This is a genomic window from Acinetobacter sp. S4400-12 (genome assembly GCF_024129495.1).
Classification (GTDB): domain Bacteria; phylum Pseudomonadota; class Gammaproteobacteria; order Pseudomonadales; family Moraxellaceae; genus Acinetobacter; species Acinetobacter lwoffii_C.
In genome coordinates, this window is record NZ_JAMXYB010000003.1 from 53,716 (window position 1) to 78,816 (window position 25,101).

Genomic DNA, 25,101 nt, shown 5'->3' on the forward strand with positions numbered 1-25,101 from the left:
AAAAAAGCCCTTCCTGGGGAAGAGCTTTTCTTTAAACCTGCAGCATGAATTAGAAGCGGAATACGCCTAGGCCTGCTTTTACTTCATCTAGTGTGGCCTGAGTAATATCACGGCATTTGTCTGTACCGGTTTTCAGGATATCCATGATGTAATCCGGATCTTTCGCTAGCTCTATCCGGCGTTCGCGGATCGGACCGATCAATTCTTTAAGAATCCCTTCCAGACGCTTTTTCACGGTGCCATCGCCCAGGCCACCACGACGATAATGCGCTTTTAACTCTTCCAGTTCTTCTTTATTTGGGTCAAACGCATCCAGATAAGTAAATACGATATTACCTTCCACTTGGCCTGGATCTTCAATACGCAGATGGTTTGGATCGGTATACATGGCATTTACGGCTTTTTTAATGTCTTTATCTGAGGCATCCAGCACAATGGTATTGCCCAGAGATTTTGACATTTTCGCTTTGCCGTCAAAACCTGGTAAGCGGCTCATGTTAGACAGCAGAGCTTTACATTCTGGTAAGAGTTCATGACCAATCTGGCGGTTCAAACGACGTACGATTTCGTTGGTCTGTTCGATCATCGGAATCTGATCTTCACCGACTGGAACGACAGTGGCTTTAAATGCAGTAATATCGGCCGCTTGAGCTACCGGATAGCACAGGAAACCTGCCGGAATATCACGTTCAAAACCACGCAGCTGGATTTCAGCTTTAATGGTCGGGTTGCGCTCCAGACGGGAAACCGTCACAAAGTTTAAATACAGCATGGTCAGTTCATTCAAGGCTGGTAAGCATGACTGAACACAAATTGTGGTTTTGGTCGGATCAATCCCGACTGCCAGATAATCCGTTGCGACTTCAATAATATTGCGGCGTACTTTTTCAAAGTTATCTGCATTATCGGTCAGAGCTTGAGCATCAGCGAGTAATAAATGCTGGTGATGAGAGTCTTGCAAGCCGACACGTGAGCGTAATGAACCGACAAAGTGACCGAGGTGAAGTTGTCCGGTAGGACGGTCGCCAGTCAGGATCACTGGACGATTATCTTGATTACTCATTTTTTATTCCAAAAGGGTAGTCAGTATGACTTCTAAATATGAATGAATGGCAATATTGTACGGCATTCTGTTTTTGAATGTCAGCCACTAAAAAGCCTGAATAAAAAAATCTTATTAATTAAACAAGTGAATACAATCTTTTTTTAGAATTGTGATTAAAATAATTTGAAATAGGATAAGGATAATAAATATGGCGAGCAGTTTACTTATATTATTAGATGATATTGCTACGGTCCTGGATGATGTGGCTGTCATGAGCAAAATGGCAGCGAAAAAAACGGCAGGGGTGTTGGGAGATGATTTAGCTCTCAATGCGCAACAAGTCAGTGGGGTACGTTCAGACCGTGAACTTCCGGTGGTGTGGTCTGTTGCCAAAGGTTCATTTGTCAATAAGCTTATTCTTGTTCCTGCTGCCCTGCTGATTAGTGTAGTGGCTCCCTGGCTGATTACACCACTGCTAATGATAGGTGGCTTATTTCTTTGTTATGAGGGCGTGGAAAAAGTCCTGCATAGCATACAGCACAAAAAAGCCAAAACCAGAGAAGCTGCTAGCCAAGAATTAGCCACCATAGAAACCGATCTGGTGACGTTTGAAAAAGACAAAATTAAAGGGGCGGTACGAACAGATTTTATTTTGTCTGCGGAAATTGTGGTGATTTCATTAGGAACAGTGGCTACAGCTACTTTTGGTACCAAAGTGATGGTGCTGTCAGTCATTGCAATTTTGATGACCGTCGGTGTGTATGGTTTTGTGGCAATGATTGTCAAAATTGATGATTTAGGGCTGTATTTAACAGAGCAAGCCTCTTCAGTAAAGCAAAGTATTGGGCGTGGCTTATTGGCTTTTGCACCAAAACTGATGAAGACCCTAACTATTGTAGGCACCATCGCCATGTTTTTGGTAGGTGGTGGCATTATTAGTCACGGGGTACCTTTATTACATCATTTCATGGAAGGCTCGGTTGATTATGCTGAGCATATTCCAACGGTGGGTACTATTGTGGGAGCATTAACACCGACCTTGATTAACTTGGTGATTGGCTTTATAGCTGGCTTGGTTGTACTGGGTGTGGTGGCTGGGATTCAGAAAATTTGGCCCAAATCAAAACAAGCATAATCCTTATAAATTCGATAACATACAGTGAATTAGAAAAAAAGGAAAATTCCTATGCGCTGGAAAGGACGTCGTGTCAGTACGAATGTGGAAGACCGTCGCGGTGGTGGTGGGGCTAAAGCGGGCGGCATCAGTATTTTAGGGTTGATAGTGGCTTTTGTGGCATGGAAATTCTTTGGTGTTGATCCTCAACAAGCCTATCAAGCCACCAAGCAAGTAACCTCCCAATCCCAGCCGGCTGAAACCCAAGGCTTGGAGCATCCTACGCCTGAGCAGCAGGAAGCGATAGATTTTGTGGGCACTGTGCTGGCCGATACTGAGGATACCTGGAATCAGGTATTTCAGCAGCAGCTGAATCAACAATATGTGCCGCCGAAACTGGTGCTTTTTAATGGGGTGGTGAATTCAGGTTGTGGTACTGCACAATCTGCCATGGGACCATTTTATTGTCCGGCCGACCAGAAGGTTTATATTGATACAGCATTCTTTAAAGATATGCGTACCCAGATGGGCATTAGTGGTGAACAGAATACTACCGAGCTGTCTAGTACGGATCAGGCGGGCGACTTTGCCCAAGCCTATGTAGTGGCTCATGAAGTGGGACACCATATTCAAACCATTTTAGGTATTTCCTCCCAGGTTCAGCAGGCGCGCCGTCAAAGCAGTGAAGTTGAGGGTAATCAGCTTTCAGTACGACAGGAATTACAGGCTGATTGCCTGGCGGGTGTATGGGCGCATCATAATCAGCAGCGCACCCAGTTTCTTGAGGCAGGAGATGTGGAAGAAGCGATGGACGCAGCACATAAAATTGGCGATGACTATTTACAAAAGCGGGCACGTGGACAAGTAGTCCCTGATAGTTTTACGCATGGTAGCAGTGCACAGCGTGTACACTGGTTTAATACCGGTCTGAAATCTGGTCAACTGGCCAACTGTGATACCTTTAATCAGGCGATCTAATGACGAAGAGCAAGGGAATGCTGATTCCCTTGTTTCATTTGTTGAGAAACTGCCGGAAGTTTCTTAAAATTTTCAGACTTACAAATAGAGCGGCCAAAGCAAATAAAGCCACCACTACGACGATAAACTTTAAATGATAAATATCATTTTTATAAAACTGCTGTAGCTCCTGCGGAGAGTAATTAAAGTGACTCACCTGACCACTGCGGCTCTCCCGGTACTGAATATTTTTAATATAGAAAAAATTACCGGCTTTAATTAAATCAATAGTCTGAATCTGACGGGTGTGCGACTGGTTATAATCATCCGTACATAAAGCCGGATAATGATCACAACTGATTTTGGCAATATAACCATTTCCGGCGATCAAAATAAAAATCGTATTGTCCGGTTTTTGATTATTGGACAGCAGCACGTACTGGGTGTGAGGATCACTTTTCAAGGAAAGAGGGGTGGCTTGCTGATAGTGCTGTTCTGCATTCATGATGTCCCGGACCTTGATAAAACAGGTCAAAACAAGGGAAAGCGTAACGATAAAAATAACCGCAGCAAAACACAGGCGAAAGATGGTTTTAACAGTTTGATGCATGGGAGAAGATTTCAAAACAGAAGGAAAGTAAAGAGGGGTTCTAGGGTGTATATTAAATCGGCATTTGTAAGAATTGCAAAAAAACTTAACTCAATTTTCAATAAAAGCAGATTAAACTTGTTTTGTTAAAATATTTTGCTTTTTCAATTTTTATTTCAAGTGAACCCGCGACCTAGTATTGCCTGATTTTGCCATCATTTAGGACACCGAATGGGAAATTTCTTTTTTCTACAACTTTTGACAGTGGTTTTTGCGCTGTCAATTGCCACCACCATGTTCAACAAGCGTGTTTTAGGTTTCCCCCAGGCGATTGGTGTTCCGATTGTATCGGCAATTTTTGTCTTCATCTTGCAATGGGGCGCCAGTCTTTTGCACGGCAATCCATTTTTTAGTATCAATATTGAAAATATTGAGCAGGCAGTTCGAAATGTTGATTTTTATGATTTTCTGATCAATGGGGTAATCTGTTTTATTTTAACTTCTTCAGCACTGAAGTTTAAGGTATCCGATCTGCAAAACCATTGGCGGCCGATAGGAATTCTTGCTAGTCTGGCCTTGGTATTTTGTGCAGTCCTGTTTGGTACGCTCTTATATGGTTATCAGTTTCTGATTGGCAAGCATGTTGATTTACTGGTATTGCTTTTACTGGGGGCGGCTTTAGGGGCAACCGACCCGATTGGTATCAAAGGTGTATTGAGTTCGGTACGGGCACCGCATCATTTAATTGTGAAACTGGAAGGCGAATCCCTGTTTAATGATGCAATGTGTATTGCCTTATTCATGACCTTGTTAAATGTCTTACAGGGCGAAAACTTTACCTTGGTCGGCGTATTACAGACTCTGTTCTATGAAATTGTCGTGGCGGTGCTAATTGGTCTGATCTTTGGTGCAGCCATTTTACGTTTGTTGCGTGGCAAGCATGAGATGGAGTCTTTAATTTTGACCACAGCCTTATTGGCCTGTGGTTCCTATCTGGTTGCTTTACTGGCTCATGCGTCGGCACCAATTGCCTGTGTTATTGGGGGGTTAATTGTCGGAAATAAATGGAAGGAAATTCTGGCGTATGCCGAAATCGAGGATGTCAATCACTTCTGGCACACCGTTGAAGGCATTATCAATTCTTTCCTGTTTACTTTAATTGGACTAGAACTTTTTATTCTCGACCTGAGTGCTAGTCTGGTACTGGGTGGAATTGTCGCCTTTATCATTCTGCATCTGACCCGGTTTGCTGCGAATCATCTGGCCTTTGCCTTATTTCCAAAAATAAGCAAGAAAAGCTATAACGGCAGTTTAACCATTCTGTCTTGGGGTGGCGTACGTGGCGGGATCTCCCTAGCCTTGATTCTTGCTGTTGCCAATATTCCTCAGCTGGAAGCTTATAGCAGTATTCTGGTAGGTTATACTTTTATTGCCGTATTACTTTCAGGGGTGGTCTGTGGTTTGGGTCTACCTGCCGTCATGAATGCTTTTTATTATAATCCCTATGAAGAGACTCAAGGCTTTAAGGGCTGGTATCAACGAATGTGCCATAAGTTGAACCGTAAGGGGTTCAAATACATCGTAGGGGAAGATGAATATGGCAATGAAACCATTACCATCTATCAGCCTGAAGTGCTGATTGATCAAAAAGATGCTGATGGCGTGACCAGCGTACATCATCCTGAAAAAGCACAGGAAGTGAAACGTCTGGAAAATCCGGATAATTTCTAGCATGGCATCGCTCAAGAAGAATAGTCTGACTCTTGAAGACTTGCGAAGTGCTATTAAAATGAGATTGTTGTTGAGTCACCTAATACCATGAAAAGTCAGGCAAGCCGGGAAATGGCGGAGATGATTCTGGCAGTAATCAGTCAAATTCCGTATGGCAGGGTTGCGACGTATGGACAGATTGCAAAACTGGCAGGCTTAGCCAAACATGCTCGTCTGGTCGGTAAGGTATTAAGTCAGTTGGATGAAGGTACAGATCTACCTTGGTATCGTGTCATTAATGCGCAGGGAAAATTAAGCTTAAACAAACTGGATATCGAAGGTCAGAATATTCAGCAGCTTCGGTTAGGTCAGGAAGGGGTTTGTGTGAATCAGGGTAGAGTGAATTTAAAACAATATCAGTGGGATGGCAGGAGTTAAAAATAAAATTCCTCACTTTCGGAAAAATGAGGAATGAAGGAAAAATAATTTATTTACGCACCACCATCACCGGAATATCTGCTTGACCCAACACACTTTGCGCTACGCTGCCCAAGAACAGTTTCTTGAAGCCGGTACGGCCATGTGAACCAATCACGATCAGGTCAGCATTTAAAGACTGAGCTGCCTTAGCGATTTCACTATAAATCACTTGGCCTTCGAGCAGTTGAGTTTCGACGTCCAAACCTGCATTAGAGAATCTGGCTTTTGCTTCTTCCAGCGTTTTAAGAATAGAAGTACGGGCACGTTCAATCAGATCATTGGTTTGTGCGGCTGTAATATATTCAGCGGCGATATAAGGATCCAGAGCAAGTACTTGTACAACCGTAACTTTACTATTAAAGGCTTTGGCAAGTTCTACTGCCTTGTCCACTGCTGCATATGATATTTCTGAGCCGTCGATTGGTACTAAAATATGTTCAAATGACACGAGAATTCTCCTTGTGAGAAATAAAGTCTTATAAAAATGTGACGCCTTAAAACGGGTACGAATTGTTGTTTATACTTTGATCATAGCCTGTATTTTATAAAAATAAAACCAAGTAAATACATAGGTATAACGTCTAATAGACTAAAGGCTTATTTTTTAAAAAAATGTATTTTCCCCAGCACTTATTTTTGATCCGGATCAAGGTTGTGGCGTTCAAGAGCAAGTGAATAGAAGCTACTCGACTCTCACTCACATTGCACGGCATTCAGATCAAGTTTGATCTTGGGCGCAAGCTGTTCGTAACGCTGTAAAATCATGGCCGTTTCATCTCCATGAATCTTCTCTTGTAACTGCTGGATTTTATGTTCGCTTACAGAACGACCGGCACAATATAAAGCAATCTGATTTTCTTGAGTGATGGTCCATTGTTTGCTCTGATCATACTCGGCAAAGCGGTTGATTTTTTGTTGGGCTTTGCTCAATTGTACCAAGGCACGTTTTTGCTGCATGCTTAAGAGTTGATGATGATTGATCCATTGCGCTACGTCACGTCTCACTCCATTGTAATCAACAAAAATAGGCGAAATGATCTGGCAGGCAGGGAGACTCGCCAGACTGAGGAGGAGAATAAGGATTTTCATTTTATTCATTGAATAAAGCCTCTATGACTTAAATGGTGTTATGGCTATATGTATTAAACAGTATAAAAACTTTTTTGGCTAAAGTTTAAATGTTCAGTATTTATTTGCGTAAAGACTGAACATTTGTGTGTGAAAATGCTTGACGGTAGCTGTAGAACTAACGATAATGCGCACACAGTTTATGGCTATGTAGCTCAGTTGGTTAGAGCACCGCACTCATAATGCGGGGGTCACAGGTTCAAGTCCCGTCATAGCCACCATTTTAAAGACCAAGCTCTCAGCTTGGTCTCTTTTTTTTCTAGTTCAAAATATAATTAAAAACTTCACTTAACTTTTAACATTATTTAAAAAATAACTTCTAACTTCTAACTTCTAACTTCTAACTTCTAACTTCTAACTTCTAACTTCTAACTTCTAACTTCTAACTTCTGTTTTGTTATATTTAGCTTATTCAATTTTTTATCATAAAAAAATCGCCCAAGTCGAAGACCAGAGCGATTTAAAGTATCTAACAATGGTATTTTAAATACCTGCTTTCCAGCCATTTACGATTGGATAACGGCGTTCACGACCATAGGAGCGTGAACTGATACGAGGGCCAATTGCGGCTTGACGGCGTTTATATTCATTCACATCCACCAAACGAATGATTCTTTTCACAACTTCGGCATCAAAGCCTTTGGAAATAATATCATCCTGGCTCAAATCTTCTTCAATATATGAGTATAGAATAGCATCCAGAATTTCATATGGCGGCAAGGAGTCTTGATCAACCTGATCTGGACGCAGCTCGGCTGAAGGTGGACGTGTGATTACGCGCTCAGGAATAACCGGTGTTTCCGAAATGCTGTTACGGTATTTTGCTAGTTCAAACACAATGGTCTTATACACATCTTTCAGAACAGCAAACCCGCCGACCATATCACCATATAAAGTACAATATCCTACAGCCAGTTCAGATTTGTTGCCGGTGGCCAGTACGAGATTGCCAAACTTATTAGATAAAGCCATCAGCAAGGTGCCGCGAGTACGGGCCTGCAGGTTTTCTTCAGTGGTATCTGCCGGAGCATTGCCAAAAAATGGATACAAGGTTTGCATAAAACTGTTAACCACTGGATTGATTTCGGCAATCCCAAAGGTCACACCCATACTTTTCGCCTGTTCCGCCGCATCTTCGACACTAATTTGGGCGGTATAGGTATAAGGCATCATTACTGCTTGAACCTTGTCCGGGCCAATCGCATCTGCTGCAATTGCCAAAGTCAGGGCAGAATCAATCCCGCCGGAGAGGCCTAAAATCACTCCAGGAAAACCTGAACGCTGAACATAATCGCGTGTCGCCATCACCAGACTTTGATAAATCTCAGCCATGGTGTCTAAAGTCGGGGTAATGGCCCCTTTGCTGAACTTTAACTGTTCAGCGTCGAAGTCTGCAATGTATAACCCAGCTTCAAAGCTTGGTGCCTGCAAAGCCACATCACCTGATTTATTCAGTATGAAACTGGTTCCGTCAAAAATCAGATCATCCTGCCCACCCACCTGGTTACAGTACACCAGATTGATATTCAGCTGTTTTACCAGTGCAGTCATCGTGTCAATGCGGTGCTGTGGCTTGCCTACTTCGTAGGGAGACGCATTCAGTACCAGGGCAGTATCAATATTTAACTGTGCCAGTTGCTGTACAGTAGATAAGGACCAGATATCTTCACAAATCAATACGCCAAATTTATGTTCAAGATATTCAAATACCAGATGCTGATGACCTTGTTCAAAGTAACGCTTTTCATCAAATACACTATAGTTGGGTAAGGTCTGTTTGTTGTAAATTCCTAATACTTCACCATCTTTCATGACGGCCGCAGCATTATAGCGCTGACCCTCTTCAGACTGATTAACAAAACCAAAGACCATCACAATATCTTTGACTTCGCTAAGTTTTTCAAAAGCCTGTTGAGTACGTTTGGCCAGACTTGGGCGAATTAATAAATCTTCTGCCGGATAGCCCAGAGTAGCGAGTTCAGGGAAAATAATCAGATCAGCTTTATCTTTTTTAGCCTGATTGGCCTGATCAATGATGGCTTGCGTATTTGCATCTAGATTGCCAACATGTGGAGAGAATTGAGCAATGGCAATTTTAAAACTTTTCATTCCAATTAAATCCTATTCCTATAGGTTAATACACTAAATTACTGATTTTTATAATTCTAATTATCCAGCTGAGTGCAGTTCGATACTAGCAAAAGCCAAATGGCCAAAATAAAAACGTCATTATCTCGCATAATCGTTACATTTTGATTTGCGAACTAAAAATATCATACTTGAGGTATTTTATCGCAATTTGGTTGAGAAGCTAGCGCTGTTTTAAGAGAATTGCTGCCGATATGCAACGTTATTATAAAAAATCATTTGAATTGTTGTTTTTTTGCACCTTAATAGTAGACCGCTGGGAGCAATGGTGGTTGTGCAGACTTTTATTTAAACTGCTCTTAATTAATCTGAATCAGGGATAAGAAATTGACTTGAAAAAGATGGCAGAAAACTCTTGCGGAGGTATCCCACAACCTATGCTTTCAGTCACAATGTTCGATTTTAAGCATTCATTCTGTGTTATTGATGACTTTTTTCAACAATCGAAGCATAGGGACGATTGAAACCTCAAGAAAGTTCAATGGGGTGGTTGTTTGGCTGCAAGCTGTATCTAATCATGAATCAATGAGGAGATATTGTAAGTACGGTTTTATGAATACGTATACAGCAGCCATGAAAATAGGTGAACAGTGGATAGGGGGATTAAAAGCAAAGCTCTATGCTAATTGTGGCGCTATGATTCAGAAATTAAAGAACAGATAAAAAAATACAAAGTGTTGATTTAATTATCTATCAGCGGAAGAAAATAGAATCTATTCAACTCCCTATGTCAGATGAATATCACTTAAAGCAGTCTAACAAAATAGAAAATTTATTCAGCTTATTAAAAGAGAAATATAATTTCATCAGCAGTAAAGTGAGAGCTATTGATGGAGACTGAGTTGGATGTTATACATCTTGTTTATGTGCTTACTGATTATGCCATCAAGCTAAGCATTCAAATAATGCAATCTTGGTTTAGGTGGGATTCGAGTTATACTAAGATGCTAGGGGGTAGCTCAATGATTGCCATTCAATGAGTTTCGGTGTGCTGCCAATGAAAATTGGTTAAACATGGGTCACGATGCTTTTATGAAAAATGCATTTATAAGGTTATTTAAAAGTATTGTTCAGTACTCAATTTATTTTTTTTATAATTGGCTAAATATAAAGGAATTTCAATATAGAGGTCTAACTGAGGGCGAAGTAAATATTGCGAAAAAAGTATTCCATAATCTTATTAATTATAATGATGTGAAGATTTTTAATATACGTTATTTACCTTGGCAGCCTAAAAGCATATTGATGGCTCCAAATGGCAGGATATTTGTAAATCAAGAGTTGTTCGTCAAAGATTATTCTGAATGTTCAATTGCTATGCAAGGTGTATTTATCCATGAACTTGCCCATATACTTCAATATCAAAAACATAAGAATGTAGTGCTAAGAGGCTTTATTTTACAAAGTGCTTATTATCTTAGTTTTAAGCTATATAATCCATATAAATATAAATTGATCGAAGGCAAGCTTTTTGAGCAATATAATATTGAGCAACAAGGTGATATTGCCCGGGATATTTTTTTTGGAAAAATTCCCAATATTATTGTTCAAAGCTAAAGTAGGTCATCAATGAAGCCAGACCATTGTTGAAGCCAGATAAAGCAATCACGGTATAGAGCTGTTTCAACAAATAATCGGTTATCTTTGGCAGTTATTCCAATGCTACCGGATCATTTAGCTAATAGACTTTGATCTACTTCCACTGATTATCTCTTAATATATGGCGTTGAGTCATAAAAGAATAATAAGGAGTGATCAGATTTTCTCAAGATAATTTATGACAGCCCCTAATCAGTCTAAAAACTATATATTCGAGCATACGCTTAAACAGTATGGCGAGAGTATAAATATGAGTTACAAAGGTCTTGGGCAGTATACTGCTCATGAGAGCATGCCCCGGCAGAGAGGCTCTTCCGAAGTCTTAAAACGGCATAGATATCCAAGCTTGGCTACTATTTCATTCAGGACGAGAGAGTAGATATTAAGCTTTATTTAATGGAATACTACAATTTATTGAAGCACATTAGTTTAACTAGAGGTTCAGTCTTTATGAGGCTGAATAAAAGCTTAAAACTATATCCAATATTTGTTGGATACTGTATTAAATAAAGAGAAGGTTAAGCTAAGATTAATTTTTTTAACATAGAGAAAAATAATGTCGCAAATAAAAGTTTATGCTTTAAGTGAAACAATAGAATTACATCGGGATAATTTAAGTAAAGCTATTCATCAAGCTTTAGTCAAAGAATTAAAATATCCTGAAGAAAAAAAGTTTCAACGCTTTATTTCATTAGAACCAAAAAATTTTATTTATCCAGCAGATCGTAGTACATCTTATGTAATTATTGAAATTTCTATGTTTGATGGAAGAACAAAAGAGACTAAGAAAGCATTGATTAAGACTTTGTTCAAAAATATAAGCAATTTATGCGGTATTGATTCAAATGATATTGAAATTACTATATTTGAGACCTCTAAAGAAAACTGGGGGATTAGAGGGGAAAGTGCGGATGAATTACAGCTGAATTATAAGATAAATATTTGATTTTAATACAATCGATATAGTGGGTATTAGGTGGAATTAAAAAAGTAGCCTTAAACCCTTATTTTTATGACTTTGATTAACATTTAAAGTACAACACCAAGTTCTTGTAGTATCTTTGATTTTGATAGGTCTTAAATAAATTACTATTTCATTTTTCCTGTTTCTGAAATCATTCCCTGTCACACTTCGGCACTTCCTTTGAGAGTCGAGACTGAGTAGAAAATAAACCGAATGAGATACTCAAAAGTGAGGTGGAAATATGAAGTATTGAGAACATGTGAAGAATAAAGGACAGTTTCTCAGTATTATTTCCCTTTCAATAATGTTAATTTGCTAGATGCAAAACCAACTATTAGAACAAGAATAAATCTAAATATGCTGTTTGATCAGATCCAAGGAGGTGATGATGAAGATGAATCATCCGGTCTATGATGTAGTGATTGTCGGTGGCGGTATCAATGGTGTTGGCATTGCGGTTGACGCTGCGGGCCGAGGCTTATCGGTTTTTTTATGCGAAAAAGATGATTTAGCTAGTCACACTTCTTCTGCCAGCAGCAAGCTTATTCATGGTGGTTTGCGCTATCTGGAGCATAAAGAATTTCGTTTAGTGCACGAAGCTTTGGCTGAGCGGGAAATTCTGTTGGCGAAAGCCCCGCATATTATTCGTCCACTTCGCTTTATTATGCCTCATCAACCGCATTTGCGTCCTGCATGGCTCATTCGGACGGGTTTGTTTTTTTATGATCATCTGGGAAAACGGGAAAAGCTAGCAGGTTCTCGACATATTAGGTTTGATGCTGTTAGCAGTCCTTTAAAGGAAGACATAACCCAGGGTTTTGAATATTCGGATTGTGCAGTAGATGATGCCCGTCTGGTGATTTTAAATGCCATTCAGGCACATGAGCTGGGAGCCTATATTGCCACCCAAACACGTTGTACAGCTGCTGAGCGTGAAAATGAATTATGGAAAATTCATCTGGAAGATTCGCAAGGGAGTTATCAGGTACAGGCGAAAGCTTTGGTTAATGCTGCCGGACCTTGGGTAATCCAGTTTATTGAAAAAAGCTTAAAACAGAAGTCACCTTATGGGCTGCGTCTGATTCAAGGCAGTCATATTATTGTGCCTAGAGTTTATGAGGGCGATAAGGCTTTTATTTTACAAAATAAAGATCATCGCATTGTTTTTGTCATTCCTTATCTTGAGCAATACACGCTAATCGGAACCACGGATCATGAGTATCAAGGCGATTTAGATCAGGTTGAAATTACTCAGCCGGAAATGAATTATTTGCTGGATGTTTATAATGATCACTTTAAGCAGCAGTTAGGTCCAGAAGATATTTTATCGACTTATTCCGGTGTGCGCTCTTTATGTGATGACGAGTCAGATAATCCATCGGCCATTACCCGGGATTATACTTTGGCCCTGTCACATCCGCAGCCCCATGAAGCGCCTTTGCTTTCAGTATTTGGCGGGAAGCTCACTACTTATAGAAAGCTGGCGGAGGCAGCCATAGCGCACTTGGCAGTAACCTTTCCTGAAATAAAAAAACCTTGGACTGAAAAAGCGTTATTGCCTGGAGCTGAAAATCTGGTTTCGGTGGAACTTTTAATTCAGCAAATTATGCAGCGTGTGGAAAATATCCCTTTGCCCTTGGCCTCACGCTGGGCTCACGCTTATGGTTCACGAGTCTGGCAGTTTTTAGGGCATATTTCCAGTTTGAAGGAGCTGGGTGAAGACTTTGGTCACGGCCTGTTTGCCAAAGAAGTCGATTATTTGGTAGATCGGGAGTGGGCCAGAACCAGTCAGGATATTTTATGGCGTAGAAGCAAACTTGGTTTTCAATTTAAAGGGGATGAAATATCGCGTTTAGATCAGTATCTTCTAAAGTTAATGATTAAAAGATCAAATGAAATTGGCCATAAAATAAAAAAGGGCACAGACGTACACAACGGGTTGCTAGAACATAGTAGAGTTAGCCAGAGTGAAGCTGGATAGCCCAGGTAAGCAGGTTATTGGAATAAGTGCTTTTAAAAAATCCCTTGTTATATTTTTTGTTCATTGACCTAATCAAGTCGTCAAATAGACAAAAAAAGACCGCATGAGCGGTCTTTTTTTCACTTTAACTTATAATTAAGCTGATTTAACTGCTTCTAAAAGCTCAGCTTGACGTTTTTTCAACGCTTCTGGTAAACGTTCACCCAGTTTGTCGAATAGTTCAGTGTGGCTTTCAAGCTCTTTGATCCATTGATCTTTATCTTGAGCAGTCACAAGATCAAACTGTTCTTTGGTGAAGTCTACACCAGTCCAGTTCAACTGTTCGTAAGTTGGAACACGGCCGATTGGAGTTTCAACTGCATCAGCGCGGCCTTCACAACGGTCAATGATCCACTCAAGCACACGCATGTTTTGACCAAAACCAGGCCATACAAAATTGCCTTCAGCATCACGGCGGAACCAGTTCACATTGTAGATGCCAGGAAGTTTGTTACCTGCAGCTTTAGCTTTAGCACCTACTTTCTCGCCCATTTCTAACCAGTGCGTGAAGTAGTCAGCCATGTTGTAGCCGGCAAATGGAAGCATTGCGAATGGGTCACGGCGCACAATACCTTGCTGACCAACTGCAGCAGCAGTCGTTTCAGAACCCATAGTTGCAGCTTTATACACGCCATCAACCCAGTCAAAAGCTTCTGAGATTAAAGGCACTGTGTCTGCACGGCGACCACCGAAGATGAATGCAGAAATAGGAACACCTGCCGGATTTTCCCAATCAGCATCGATAGATGGGCATTGACCAGCTGAAACTGTGAAACGAGCATTCGGATGCGCTGCTTTCTCTTCACCGGTATGTGGTTGACCTTTCCAGTTAGTCAGATTTGCAGGTGCTTCTTTGGTCAAACCTTCCCACCAAACTTTACCGTTGTCAGTTACAGCAACGTTGGTGTAGATCACGTCTTTGTGAAGCGTAGCCATACAGTTCGGGTTGGTCTTGGTATTTGTACCAGGTGCTACACCGAAGAAACCAGCTTCAGGGTTGATTGCGTATAAACGACCATCTTCACCTGGTTTGATCCAGGCAATATCGTCACCTACTGTTTCAATCTTCCAGCCTTCATAGCCTGCTGGTGGAATCAGCATCGCAAAGTTGGTTTTACCACAAGCAGAAGGGAATGCAGCTGCGATATAGTGCTTTTCACCTTGTGGATTCGTTACCCCAAGGATCAGCATATGTTCAGCTAACCAGCCTTGTTCACGTCCCATATAAGAGGCGATACGTAAAGCAAGACATTTTTTACCCAGCAATGCGTTACCGCCATAACCAGAGCCGTAAGACCAGATTTCACGAGTTTCTGGATAATGAACGATATATTTTTCAGGGTTGCAAGGCCATGCAACATCTTTTTGACCTTCTTCCAGCGGAGCACCTACAGTGTGTACGCAAGGAACGAATTCACCGTCAGTACCGAGTACGTCATAAACAGCTTTACCCATGCGCGCCATTTTAGACATGCTAACTGCAACGTATGGAGAATCTGTTAATTCGATACCGATATGGGCAATATGAGAACCTAAAGGACCCATAGAGAAAGGAACCACATACAAAGTACGGCCTTTCATTGAACCATCAAATAAACCGTTCAGACGAGCACGCATTTCTGCAGGCGCTTCCCAGTTGTTGGTTGCACCAGCATCTTCTTTGTTTTCTGAACAGATATATGTACGACCTTCAACACGCGCAACGTCAGAAGGATCAGAATTTGCAAGATAAGAACCCGGATGTGTTTCTTGGTTCAGCGCTTGCATTGTGCCGTTAGCGATCATCAAGTCGATATAACGTTGATATTCTTCTGCGCTACCGTCACACCATTCAATTTTTGCTGGTTTTGTTAAATTAGCAATTTCTTCCACCCAAGCAATAAGCTTAGGGTGACGAACGAATTCTGGTGCGTTCACTTGGGTCATGGTGAGGCCTATCTCAAATGTGTACAAAATGTTGTACAAAGTACAATCTGAACAATACAGCAACTGCTCAGATGAAATATGAAAAAAAAGTGGCTGTATTAAAGCATAAAATCATAAAAAAAATAAGACTAAAGGCGCGCTAGATTTTTTTGGAATACAATGCTGCTCATTGATTAAGTTGATGTAAAACAACCACATAAGAAGGATATCTTTGATTTTAATTGTTATTTTGTTTTTTTATGTGTGGTATTTATTTAATTGATTGTGTTATTTATCAATGACTTAAATTAAATATTTGTTCTAACTTATTTATTGATTAAATGAATGACTGTGATTTGAATTTTACATAAAGCACCTTTTAATTGTCTATGAATTCGACAAAATGCCTAAAGGTGTCAGTATATTTAAGCGAAAAATGTCTAAGCAATCTAAACCTTTATCGATTATTTATAATCATAATTCAGGCTTTCGTATTACAGATCAGCAAGAGCTGTATACAGAGCTGACTAATATTTTTGCATCGCATGGCTATGACACTCAGGCTTTTGAAATTAATACTCCAGAACAATTTAAACTGATTATGCAGCAGGTGCTGGAACGACATTCTCAGGCATCTGACAAAGGCATTGTGGTCGCGGCTGGCGGTGATGGTACTTTAAATGCAGTCGCCAAGTATTTGCTTAATACCCCCATTCCTGTTGGGATTTTGCCAATGGGCACGTTTAATTATGTTGCCCGAAGATTACATATTCCTTTAGAGCTGCTTGAAGCTGCGCAGGTGATTGTCACAGGTCAAGCTAAGCGGATTCATGTGGCACAAATTAATCAGGACATTTACCTGAATAATGCCAGTCTGGGCTTATATCCTTTATTTATCAAAAAAAGAGAAGATTATAATCGTCTTTTTGGGCGTTTGCCTTTGCATGCTTATACCTCAGCACTGGATGTGTTGATTCGTAATCATAAGGAACTCAAGCTGGAAATCTGGATTGACCAGAAAAAATATCCGGTAAAAACGCCGCTGATCTTTTTTGGAAATAACCCTTTGCAGCTGGAAGAAATGAAAATGCGGATTGCTCAGGCAGCAGAGCAGGGTAAAGTCGCTGGGGTGGTGGTGGCCAAAAGCGATAAGCTGACTTTATTCAGACTGGTTTATCAGCTAATTAGAGGCAAGATTGATCAGGCTTCGGACGTCTACAGTTTTGCAGCAGATCATGTCTGTATTAAAGCAGGGCGTCACAAGCTGATGGTGGCCATAGATGGAGAAACTGTAGAAATGACACCGCCTCTCAATATTGCTGTCCTTAAAAATAGCCTAAGCGTTATGGTGCCTTATGATTCTACATCTCTCTGATTTGCATTTTGGAACAGAAAGACCTGAGTGTCTGGAGGCGATCCGTCAGTTCTGTCAGGCTCATCCTCTGGAGGCGGTCGTGGTAAGCGGAGATTTGACCCAGCGCGCCAGGTTTGCACAATTTTATGCCTGCAAACGATTTCTGGATCAGCTCAGTACACCTTATCTGGTCATTCCCGGCAATCATGATATTCCGCTTTATCATTTATGGAATCGCCTCTTTAGTCCTTTTACCCGTTATCAGTTTTTTTTCCGTGAACTGGAGCCCACCCTCGAAACGGAAAATTTTTATCTGATCGGAGTGAATTCAATCCGGCGTCGCTATCATACCAAAGGGTATTTATCGCTTGAACAGATTCAGCGCATTGATCAGAAGTTGGCACAGGCACCTTCCTCTAAGATCAAAATTATTGTGAGCCATCAACCTTTTTATGTGCCTTTTCACAATAAGCGCGGTTTTAAAGATAGCCCACTCATGGCCAAGATTGCCTTGGAGGCTTGGGCCAGACATGGCCTGTTCGCGGTCTTGCATGGTCATCTACATCAGCCAGCCAGCTATGACCTAAACTGCATGTTTAGGCTTGGGGTAGATCATCCCGTTTATGATGTACACGCTGGAACTTCTACCTCGCATCGGCTCCATAAAAGCCAACCAAACAGTTTTAATCTGATTGATGCAGCAGGAAAAATTTCTCAATATTTATTTGATGAACAAACTAAAAACTTTGTATTGCACCCCGATGCGCTGAATAAATAGACGAAATAGTGTAATTGATCAAAAAATATCAAAAAAAACGAAATTTTTTTTATTTTTACCCTTGAAGCGTTTTATTCCATCTCCATAAAAGTGACATCTAAAAGTTTTGATAGTGACCCAGGGAATAACGAAGTCATTATCAGTAATCAAAAAAGACTTAGTCTGATGGAGTTAAATATGAGCAACATTCGTCCATTACATGACCGCGTTGTTATTCGTCGTGTTGAAGAAGAAACTAAAACAGCTGGCGGTATTTTACTTCCAGGTTCTGCTGCAGAAAAACCGGCACAAGGGGAAATTATTGCAGTAGGTAATGGTCAGATCACTGACAATGGCGTACGCGCATTAGATGTAAAAGTTGGCGACAAAGTATTGTTCGGTACTTATGCCGGCACAACGGTAAAAGTGGATGGTGAAGAACTATTAATTATGAAAGAGTCTGATATTTTAGCGGTGCTAGAAGCTTAATTTCGCTAAATACAGTCTTACACATTCCATATCAGATTTTGTAAAGCTATTAAAAATATTCGGAGTCAACTATGTCAGCTAAAGACGTAAAATTTGGTGATTCAGCTCGCAGCAAAATGATTGCTGGTGTCAATACGCTTGCAGATGCGGTAAAAGTAACTTTAGGTCCTAAAGGCCGTAACGTTGTAATCGACCGTTCTTTTGGCGCACCGCACATCACTAAAGATGGTGTTTCTGTTGCAAAAGAAATCACCCTAAAAGACAAATTTGAAAATATGGGTGCGCAGCTGGTTCGCGAAGTTTCTTCAAAAACCAATGACATCGCAGGTGACGGTACAACAACTGCAACCGTATTGGCTCAAGCTATCCTGAACGAAGGGATCAAGTCTGTAACTGCGGGTATGAACCCAATGGACTTGAAACGCGGTATCGACCTTGCAGTAAGAACTGTGGTTGAAAATATCAAAACAACTGCCAAGCCAGCATCTGATTCTAAAGCCATTGAGCAGGTTGGTTCGATCTCTGCAAACTCTGACACCACTGTAGGTAAACTGATTGCGCAAGCAATGGAAAAAGTGGGCAAAGAAGGCGTGATCACTGTTGAAGAAGGTTCAGGCTTTGAAGATTCGCTTGATGTTGTAGAAGGTATGCAGTTTGACCGCGGTTATATCTCTCCATACTTTGCAAACAAGCAAGATACTTTAACAGCTGAACTGGAAAACCCGTTCATTTTGTTGGTTGATAAAAAAATCAGCAACATCCGTGAACTCATCACTGTATTAGAGGCTGTTGCAAAAACAGGTAAACCGCTTCTGATCATTGCTGAAGATGTTGAAGGTGAAGCACTTGCAACACTTGTTGTTAACAACATGCGTGGCATCATTAAAGTATGTGCGGTTAAAGCGCCTGGTTTTGGCGACCGTCGTAAAGCAATGCTGCAAGACATCGCGATTTTAACTGGCGGTACTGTAATTTCTGAAGAAATCGGTATGCAGTTAGATCAAACAGCGCTTGAACACCTTGGTACTGCACACAAAGTCACAGTGTCTAAAGAAAATACGGTCATTGTGGATGGTGCTGGTGATGCAGCTCAAATTGCTGACCGTGTACAGCAAATCCGTGCGCAAATCGAAGAATCCACTTCTGAATACGACAAGGAAAAACTTCAGGAACGCGTTGCTAAACTGGCAGGCGGTGTAGCAGTTATCAAGATCGGTGCTGCAACTGAAGTAGAAATGAAAGAGAAGAAAGACCGTGTAGATGATGCGCTGCATGCAACTCGTGCAGCAGTTGAAGAAGGTGTTGTTGCTGGTGGTGGTGTTGCACTAGTACGTGCAGCAAAAGCACTTGACGGTGTGACTGGCATAAACGATGACCAGAACGTAGGTATTAATATCCTTCGTCGTGCGATTGAATCACCTCTTCGTCAAATCGTTGCAAACGCAGGCGATGAACCATCTGTTGTAATCAATGCAGTGAAGAACGGTGAAGGTAACTTTGGTTACAACGCTGCAACTGGCGAATATGGCGATATGCTGGAAATGGGTATCCTTGATCCTGCAAAAGTGACTCGTTCAGCGCTTGAGCATGCTGCTTCTGTAGCTGGCTTGATGCTGACCACTGAGTGTATGATCACAGAAATTCCAGAAGAAAAACCAGCTATGCCAGATATGGGCGGTATGGGTGGCATGGGCGGCATGATGTAATTCATCATCTGGTCATTCGATCTAAAAAATCCCCGCTTATGCGGGGATTTTTTTAGCTGATGCATTATCAGGATGCTTTTTTAAGCAGTTTATAATTCAGCTTGCTCTCGATTTTTTGACCATTTTCAAGATTACGCGCTTCAAGAAAATTTTCACCTACAAAAAATTTCCGGTTTTCAGCCTTGGCATCCAGAATAATAATTGAAGGCTGTTGTGAGTCAAAACTGAAACTGCCTTTAAGTTCAGTTTCATTGTTTTTACCTTTACCGAGATATTCTTCCTTTAATTCATAGGTTTTATCAGGATGGAGTTCGAGTTCGACCTTGATGCCTTCACAGTCTGCGCAGGGGAAAACACCTTCATATTCACCTGACCAATCTAGGGCAGTTTCTGCACGATCACTGGCGGTCAGGCCAGTACTGGATGTGCTTTGAGCGCTTGCAGGTTCTGAAGAGGTAGAAGAATTGAGAACTGAATCGGCCTGCTCGGTATTGGTCATGTCACGTTCTTCCTGTTTTGAACAGGCGGTTAAGCTTGCAACCGTTACAGTCAGCAGGGCGGAAAATAGAATTTTTTTCATTGAGGTTCACCTGGTTTTTTTATTGCACTTTAAATACCTTAAAAGGACAGGGAAAATATAAAAGAGAGATCTTGTTAAAGTTTGATTCCGTAGGTGAAGCAAGTGAAGTTGAGCAAATATAACTTGAAGAATCTTGGAAATATCAGCAAGTATAATAATTTCATCAGCATGTAATCGGTTATATCCAGCATGAAATAATAAGTATTGTTATAGAAAGTCAATAACTGGAAATTTTCAGATTTCAGGTTTCTGCCAGATCAGGAGATTGTTGGACGCGGGTTAAATAATTCGTCTTATTTATTCCAAATTCAGTCAAAATTAAACGTCTATCATCCAGATTTAAGGTATTGCCTAACTATTTACCGGATGTGAAAGTTCCAATCCACCATGAGTATCTGGTGAAAGATGGGCTGTAAACTGAATAGTGGTCGTATTCCAAGCTAACTGTCTGATGTCTATGCCGGAATGACCGAGATCATCAGAACTATCAGCTTCACCCTGTTTGTACATCCATCTTCTAAAATAGCGAATAAACTAGCGCTGTTATGCGTGCGGTTAATTTCCCGGAAACCTGTAATGTCTTTATCTGAAAATTGGGAGAGGGGTGGCATAAAAATATGCGTTATCGCAAATATAGATAAACGGTTATAGAGTTTGATATCAGTCCAATTAAAAAAGTAATTGATTAGCAAAAAGAAAAATCTCTTGTTTAAATTTAAAATACAAATATAAATTAATTGTCTATTTTGTGTACATTTCACTCTATCTATATTTTACTTTGTTGTTAGACTGTGCCGAATTTTTGCGAATGATTGTGACCTATCGTGTTTGAAAAATGGGCTGAAAAAACTCTGAATTTAATGGGGTGGAAAACTGATAATCAATGGCCGGAAGACCTAGATCAATGCGTGATGATCGCAGCACCCCATACCAGCAACTGGGATGCACTTTATGCGCGTCTGGCTTTAAAAGCATTGAGGGTGAATGTGCGCCTGACGATTAAAGATAGCTATATGAAACTTCCATTTGGACCGTTTGTACGGGCGATGGGGGGTATTGGCATTAATCGCTGTCCTAAACAGCCAGGTGAGCCACGTCCAAGTATGGTTCAGGTCATGAGTGACTTATTTAAAGAACATCCTAAACTGGTAATGCTGATTACTCCGGAAGGTACGCGTTCCCGTCAGGAGCAATGGAAAACCGGTTTTTATCATGTAGCAATCAATGCCGGTGTGCCTATTGCTTTGGCCTATATGGATTATGAGAAAAAAGAGGCAGGTGTAGGGAAAATTATCTACCCAACTGGAAATTATGAACAGGATATGGCTGAAATTATGGCCTTTTATATCAACATTCAACCGAAATTTCCTGAAAAATTCAGCATCGACCAGCGTTATGCAGCTTAACCGGATACAAGCTGAGTTCAGGGGTGATGCTGGGTAGCCAAGATGCCTCCGAGATTCTGGCAGGCATCTTTATACAGATCATATTGCTGCTGAACCACTTCGGTTAAGGGAATATCAAATAGCTTTTGACCTTGCTGATATTGCTGAATATAGGATTCAGCTTTGGCTTTGGTGCTGTAGAGTGAGTGCTGATAATAGTCCGTCACTGCATTGTTTGACATTTGTGAGGTTTCAATCTTGGTGCAGCGAAAGTTATCGAGCATCTGTTCTGATTTTTTAAGATCACTAGACATACAACCTGCCAGTAAGATGCTACCGAGCAATGCTGTGATAGTTTTCATAATAAAAATAGGTAGGTTTGGTAAGAAAGTGAATAGTGTAAATTAAAAATCTGATTTAACCTCTCTAAATTTAAATAACTGGTTAAAAACTAGAAAATTGAAATCTTAACTTAAAGCCAAGGGCTGGCTTTAAGTGCTTTCGTTGTACAGACCTTAGCCTTTTACCAAACCGCCATCTACAATCAGGTTTTGTCCGGTGACTGCGCGTGCATACGGAGACAGGAACATAAGAATAGCCGCAGCAAATTCTTCGGGTGATACCACATGGCCCATCGGTGTAGAAGCCGCGATCAAGTCAAACACAGCATCCGGTGTGGCTTTGCTGGCATCGGTCTTTTGTAATAATCCACCTGAGAGCATATTGACATGTATACCATACTGTCCCAGATCTTGAGCGGTGGTGCGGGTAAATGCCAGCAGGGCAGCTTTTGCAGCGGTATAGTCATGATAAGGCACCACCGGGTTCTGCACCAGATTCGTCCCGATATTGACAATACGGCCAAAGCGGTTTTGTTGCATATCCTGTAGGGCAGCTTGAGTCGTATTTAAAGCGGCCTGTACTGCTCCGCTCAGCTGGCGTTGCATCATGTCCCAGGTCAGTTGCTCTACTTTAGGACGCGCATCGCCATTAAATTTAAACTGGATCAGAGCATTATTGACCACGGCATGAATCGCTTCATTAAAATGGTTTTTAGCAGCCGCAAACATGGCATTAACCTGATCAGCTTGTGTTACATCGGCCTGATAGATAAAAACTTGCTCAGGATACTGTTGGGCCAACTGTTCAGCTGCTTGCTGGCTATTATGATAATTCACCACCACGCGCGCACCTTCGGAAAGCAGGGCATGAGAAATAGCTAGACCAAGACCGCGGGCACCGCCAGTCACAAGAACAATCTGATCACGAATTTGCATGAATTTTATCTGAAGTTACTGAACATGAACCTACCATAACAGTTCTAGGAATACTGTCCAAGTTTTAGAAAATAATCTGGATCGTCTGATTTACATCAGCTGGTTCATGCGCAGAAAACCTGCCGGCACTGAACAACCGCTCTAAAATAATCCGCTTAAAGACCAGTTCAAAAATGTGATAAAGCAACCTGGCCCCCAAAATGGCAGGAAGGACAAAAAACATGAGAATTGCCAGAGAAGAGAAATGACTGCCAATAAGCCCCGAGGCTAAACAGCTGAATAGAAAAATTAAAATGACGCAGGATATTAGGTTGTGCTGCTCTGTGCCGTTGTCTAATCATTATTTAGGTTGAATGAGCCGAAAAATACACTTAACTCTCCTAAAATGCCATCTATAAAGCCGATCACGCTGTCAATGAGTTTTCCTGGGCATTCAAGCGCGGCTAGTGGGGGATTCAGTAGCATTATCGGTGACCAGAGAAGCAAAAATATTCCCAGCACCAAGTTAAAAGTATTGGCTTGAATGATGTGCAATAAACAAATATCGAGTGAGATTCCGATTCATCCCGCCAATAAATAAGGCAGATCAAGCTATCCGGGTAAAACTGACTGGTGTTGTTCCTGACTCAGAGAAATGAGATGACTCCAGACAGCGGGGCATACCTCTAAGGGGCTGCTGGTTGGGCTGCAAAACCCAGATTCAGAGTGACAGGGCAATTAAAGCCAAGGCAAAACCGGTCAGGCCTTGAACGAAAGCTGCGATCATGGCGCCTACAATAAAAACCAGCAAGGTCGTAAAATGAAGTGCTTATATAGAGGTAAATAGTTTTAACAGATTCCTGCAAAATCCAAGTCTATATTTCACTGGATTGATACCTGAAGGCTGCGGTCAGATTCGCCTGAATCTCTGTACGCATAAGTAGCGAATAAAGGCTACAACAGTACAACAATCATCACGTTTATTCTCCATTAAATCATTCGATACTAAATAATGAAGTAAGAGGGGATGAATATGAAAAGAATCATATTACTGTCTATATTTGCAATCTCTGTCACCGGTTGTGTCGTTGACCCTTATGATGATGGTGATTATCGTTACAATAAAGACCGTCATGGACAATATGATCGGAATCATGGTGACCGCCACTATGACCGAAAACATGGTGACCGCGACTGGAAACATAAAGATCATCGGGACTGGAAACATGATCGGGACAACCGTGACTGGCGTCGTGACCGTTAAGCAGGTTATGGCTTAGTTTTTAACTTGACGATGTAATTACTTAAAAAGGATTCCATACTGGAATCCTTTTTTATGATTTTTTTCGATCACTATGCATTTACATTTTTCTGATACAATCCCGCCCGGATCATACCTGCTTTGGTCGTTTTAATTAAATGCCATGAAGCCGGAAGCTTCAGCTGATGTAAGTCCTTGTCTGCTTCGACATAAATATAAGCTTCAGACTTAATCAGCGGATCTGCTTGCTGAGCCAACTCTTCCCATAAGTCTAGGCCATAAGGGGGGTCCAGAAAGACCAGGTCAAATTGCTGCTTTATATTTGTCAACGCTTGCTGCGCCGTAGCAATTTTTAACTGGGCACGTGACTTGGTGACTTTTAACAGCTCAAGATTATTGGTTAAAAACTGCGCCTGAGTAGGGTCAGGTTCAATCATGATCACTTGAGCAGCACCGCGTGACAGCGCTTCAAAGGATAATGCTCCCGAGCCTGTGCACAGGTCCAGGACAACAGCATTCTGAATATCCCACATGAGCCAGTTGAATAGAGTCTCACGAACGCGGTCTGGCGTAGGACGAAGCCCTTCAATGCTGGCAAAAGCCAGTTGCCGGCGTTTCCAGTCACCTCCAATAATACGCAGCTGATTTTTCATG

At 41.2% G+C, this 25,101-nt stretch carries 22 protein-coding genes, 1 tRNA gene and 2 pseudogenes; 14 read left to right on the forward strand and 11 right to left on the reverse strand.

All coding sequences use genetic code 11. The features are described from left to right. Nucleotides 1–49 precede the first annotated feature (49 nt). Nucleotides 50–1,063, reverse strand: coding sequence for a tryptophan--tRNA ligase (gene trpS, locus NI461_RS02615; RefSeq protein WP_151203275.1), 1,014 nt, complete (start codon nucleotides 1,061–1,063; stop codon nucleotides 50–52). A 190-nt stretch (nucleotides 1,064–1,253) separates the two neighbouring features. On the opposite strand from trpS, the gene NI461_RS02620 reads away from it, so the two are divergent. Both NI461_RS02620 and NI461_RS02625 read left to right on the forward strand, forming a co-directional pair. Further along, complete coding sequence (locus NI461_RS02620) at nucleotides 1,254–2,180, forward strand: DUF808 domain-containing protein (RefSeq protein ID WP_253151175.1); 927 nt, start codon at nucleotides 1,254–1,256, stop codon at nucleotides 2,178–2,180. 51 nt (nucleotides 2,181–2,231) lie between these two features. Next, nucleotides 2,232–3,137: a neutral zinc metallopeptidase gene (locus NI461_RS02625; protein ID WP_253151173.1), complete on the forward strand. Its 906-nt coding sequence runs from the start codon at nucleotides 2,232–2,234 to the stop codon at nucleotides 3,135–3,137. A gap of 34 nt (nucleotides 3,138–3,171) precedes the next feature. Here NI461_RS02625 and NI461_RS02630 read toward each other — a convergent pair whose 3' ends face one another. Then, nucleotides 3,172–3,726, reverse strand: coding sequence for a hypothetical protein (locus NI461_RS02630; RefSeq protein WP_151203278.1), 555 nt, complete (start codon nucleotides 3,724–3,726; stop codon nucleotides 3,172–3,174). Nucleotides 3,727–3,936: 210 nt separating this feature from the next. Between NI461_RS02630 and NI461_RS02635 the strand changes: the two genes are divergently transcribed. Next, complete coding sequence (locus NI461_RS02635) at nucleotides 3,937–5,436, forward strand: cation:proton antiporter (protein WP_253156461.1); 1,500 nt, start codon at nucleotides 3,937–3,939, stop codon at nucleotides 5,434–5,436. Nucleotides 5,437–5,523: 87 nt separating this feature from the next. Beyond that, entirely contained in the window at nucleotides 5,524–5,853 is a 330-nt protein-coding gene (locus NI461_RS02640; protein WP_290443922.1) for an MGMT family protein, read from the forward strand. A gap of 49 nt (nucleotides 5,854–5,902) precedes the next feature. Here the strand turns inward: NI461_RS02640 and NI461_RS02645 are convergent, their stop codons facing one another. Together NI461_RS02645 and NI461_RS02650 are read right to left on the reverse strand one after the other, a co-directional pair. Continuing rightward, nucleotides 5,903–6,343 carry a universal stress protein gene (locus NI461_RS02645; protein ID WP_253151170.1) on the reverse strand — a complete coding sequence of 147 codons (441 nt, stop codon included), beginning with the start codon at nucleotides 6,341–6,343 and terminating at the stop codon, nucleotides 5,903–5,905. Nucleotides 6,344–6,588: 245 nt separating this feature from the next. Continuing rightward, on the reverse strand, nucleotides 6,589–6,993 hold the full coding sequence (locus tag NI461_RS02650; RefSeq protein WP_253156462.1) for a hypothetical protein: 405 nt from the start codon (nucleotides 6,991–6,993) through the stop codon (nucleotides 6,589–6,591). Nucleotides 6,994–7,167: 174 nt separating this feature from the next. Between NI461_RS02650 and NI461_RS02655 the strand changes: the two genes are divergently transcribed. Continuing rightward, nucleotides 7,168–7,244 (forward strand) — tRNA-Met (locus tag NI461_RS02655). Between the two features lie 262 nt (nucleotides 7,245–7,506). On the opposite strand, the gene NI461_RS02660 is transcribed toward NI461_RS02655, so the two are convergent. Further along, nucleotides 7,507–9,132 (reverse strand): NAD+ synthase, encoded by a 1,626-nt coding sequence (locus tag NI461_RS02660; protein ID WP_174660082.1) that lies wholly within the window; start codon nucleotides 9,130–9,132, stop codon nucleotides 7,507–7,509. A 1,071-nt stretch (nucleotides 9,133–10,203) separates the two neighbouring features. Here NI461_RS02660 and NI461_RS02665 point away from each other — a divergent pair. From NI461_RS02665 to glpD, 3 genes and pseudogenes are all read left to right on the forward strand, one after another. Beyond that, the gene (locus NI461_RS02665) at nucleotides 10,204–10,728 is read left to right on the forward strand and encodes a hypothetical protein (protein ID WP_253156549.1); all 525 of its coding nucleotides are present in this window, start codon (nucleotides 10,204–10,206) and stop codon (nucleotides 10,726–10,728) included. A gap of 598 nt (nucleotides 10,729–11,326) precedes the next feature. Beyond that, nucleotides 11,327–11,716, forward strand: a complete 390-nt coding sequence (locus NI461_RS02670) for a tautomerase family protein (protein ID WP_253156463.1) — start codon at nucleotides 11,327–11,329, stop codon at nucleotides 11,714–11,716. Between the two features lie 403 nt (nucleotides 11,717–12,119). Beyond that, a pseudogene (gene glpD / locus NI461_RS02675) lies at nucleotides 12,120–13,622 on the forward strand (glycerol-3-phosphate dehydrogenase); the annotation flags it as partial. Between the two features lie 228 nt (nucleotides 13,623–13,850). Here the strand turns inward: glpD and NI461_RS02680 are convergent. Then, a complete protein-coding gene (locus NI461_RS02680) occupies nucleotides 13,851–15,680 on the reverse strand; it encodes a phosphoenolpyruvate carboxykinase (GTP) (RefSeq protein WP_253156464.1) in 1,830 nt (609 codons plus the stop codon). A gap of 415 nt (nucleotides 15,681–16,095) precedes the next feature. Between NI461_RS02680 and NI461_RS02685 the strand changes: the two genes are divergently transcribed. The 4 genes from NI461_RS02685 (at nucleotide 16,096) to groL (ending at nucleotide 19,965) form a co-directional block, all read left to right on the forward strand. Beyond that, entirely contained in the window at nucleotides 16,096–17,034 is a 939-nt protein-coding gene (locus tag NI461_RS02685) for a diacylglycerol kinase family protein (RefSeq protein WP_253156465.1), read from the forward strand. Further along, nucleotides 17,015–17,791 carry a metallophosphoesterase family protein gene (locus tag NI461_RS02690; RefSeq protein ID WP_253156466.1) on the forward strand — a complete coding sequence of 259 codons (777 nt, stop codon included), beginning with the start codon at nucleotides 17,015–17,017 and terminating at the stop codon, nucleotides 17,789–17,791. The genes NI461_RS02685 and NI461_RS02690 overlap by 20 nt, the downstream gene beginning before the upstream one ends. A gap of 177 nt (nucleotides 17,792–17,968) precedes the next feature. Further along, the gene (gene groES / locus NI461_RS02695) at nucleotides 17,969–18,259 is read left to right on the forward strand and encodes a co-chaperone GroES (protein ID WP_067729023.1); all 291 of its coding nucleotides are present in this window, start codon (nucleotides 17,969–17,971) and stop codon (nucleotides 18,257–18,259) included. Between the two features lie 71 nt (nucleotides 18,260–18,330). Continuing rightward, nucleotides 18,331–19,965, forward strand: coding sequence for a chaperonin GroEL (groL, locus tag NI461_RS02700; RefSeq protein WP_151203288.1), 1,635 nt, complete (start codon nucleotides 18,331–18,333; stop codon nucleotides 19,963–19,965). A gap of 67 nt (nucleotides 19,966–20,032) precedes the next feature. Here the strand turns inward: groL and NI461_RS02705 are convergent, their stop codons facing one another. Further along, complete coding sequence (locus NI461_RS02705; protein ID WP_253156468.1) at nucleotides 20,033–20,545, reverse strand: copper resistance protein NlpE; 513 nt, start codon at nucleotides 20,543–20,545, stop codon at nucleotides 20,033–20,035. Nucleotides 20,546–21,369: 824 nt separating this feature from the next. Between NI461_RS02705 and NI461_RS02710 the strand changes: the two genes are divergently transcribed. Beyond that, the gene (locus NI461_RS02710) at nucleotides 21,370–21,951 is read left to right on the forward strand and encodes a 1-acyl-sn-glycerol-3-phosphate acyltransferase (protein WP_253156470.1); all 582 of its coding nucleotides are present in this window, start codon (nucleotides 21,370–21,372) and stop codon (nucleotides 21,949–21,951) included. A 17-nt stretch (nucleotides 21,952–21,968) separates the two neighbouring features. On the opposite strand, the gene NI461_RS02715 is transcribed toward NI461_RS02710, so the two are convergent. The 3 genes and pseudogenes from NI461_RS02715 to NI461_RS02725 form a co-directional block, all read right to left on the reverse strand. Then, a complete protein-coding gene (locus tag NI461_RS02715) occupies nucleotides 21,969–22,292 on the reverse strand; it encodes a hypothetical protein (RefSeq protein WP_253156472.1) in 324 nt (107 codons plus the stop codon). 153 nt (nucleotides 22,293–22,445) lie between these two features. Next, on the reverse strand, nucleotides 22,446–23,207 hold the full coding sequence (locus NI461_RS02720; protein ID WP_253156474.1) for a 3-oxoacyl-ACP reductase: 762 nt from the start codon (nucleotides 23,205–23,207) through the stop codon (nucleotides 22,446–22,448). Nucleotides 23,208–23,271: 64 nt separating this feature from the next. After that, a pseudogene (locus tag NI461_RS02725) lies at nucleotides 23,272–23,973 on the reverse strand (sulfite exporter TauE/SafE family protein). A 246-nt stretch (nucleotides 23,974–24,219) separates the two neighbouring features. Between NI461_RS02725 and NI461_RS02730 the strand changes: the two are divergent. Next, on the forward strand, nucleotides 24,220–24,450 hold the full coding sequence (locus NI461_RS02730; RefSeq protein WP_151205978.1) for a hypothetical protein: 231 nt from the start codon (nucleotides 24,220–24,222) through the stop codon (nucleotides 24,448–24,450). An 89-nt stretch (nucleotides 24,451–24,539) separates the two neighbouring features. On the opposite strand, the gene rsmD is transcribed toward NI461_RS02730, so the two are convergent. Beyond that, nucleotides 24,540–25,100 (reverse strand): 16S rRNA (guanine(966)-N(2))-methyltransferase RsmD, encoded by a 561-nt coding sequence (rsmD, locus tag NI461_RS02735; protein ID WP_253156484.1) that lies wholly within the window; start codon nucleotides 25,098–25,100, stop codon nucleotides 24,540–24,542. Nucleotide 25,101: the final 1 nt, after the last annotated feature.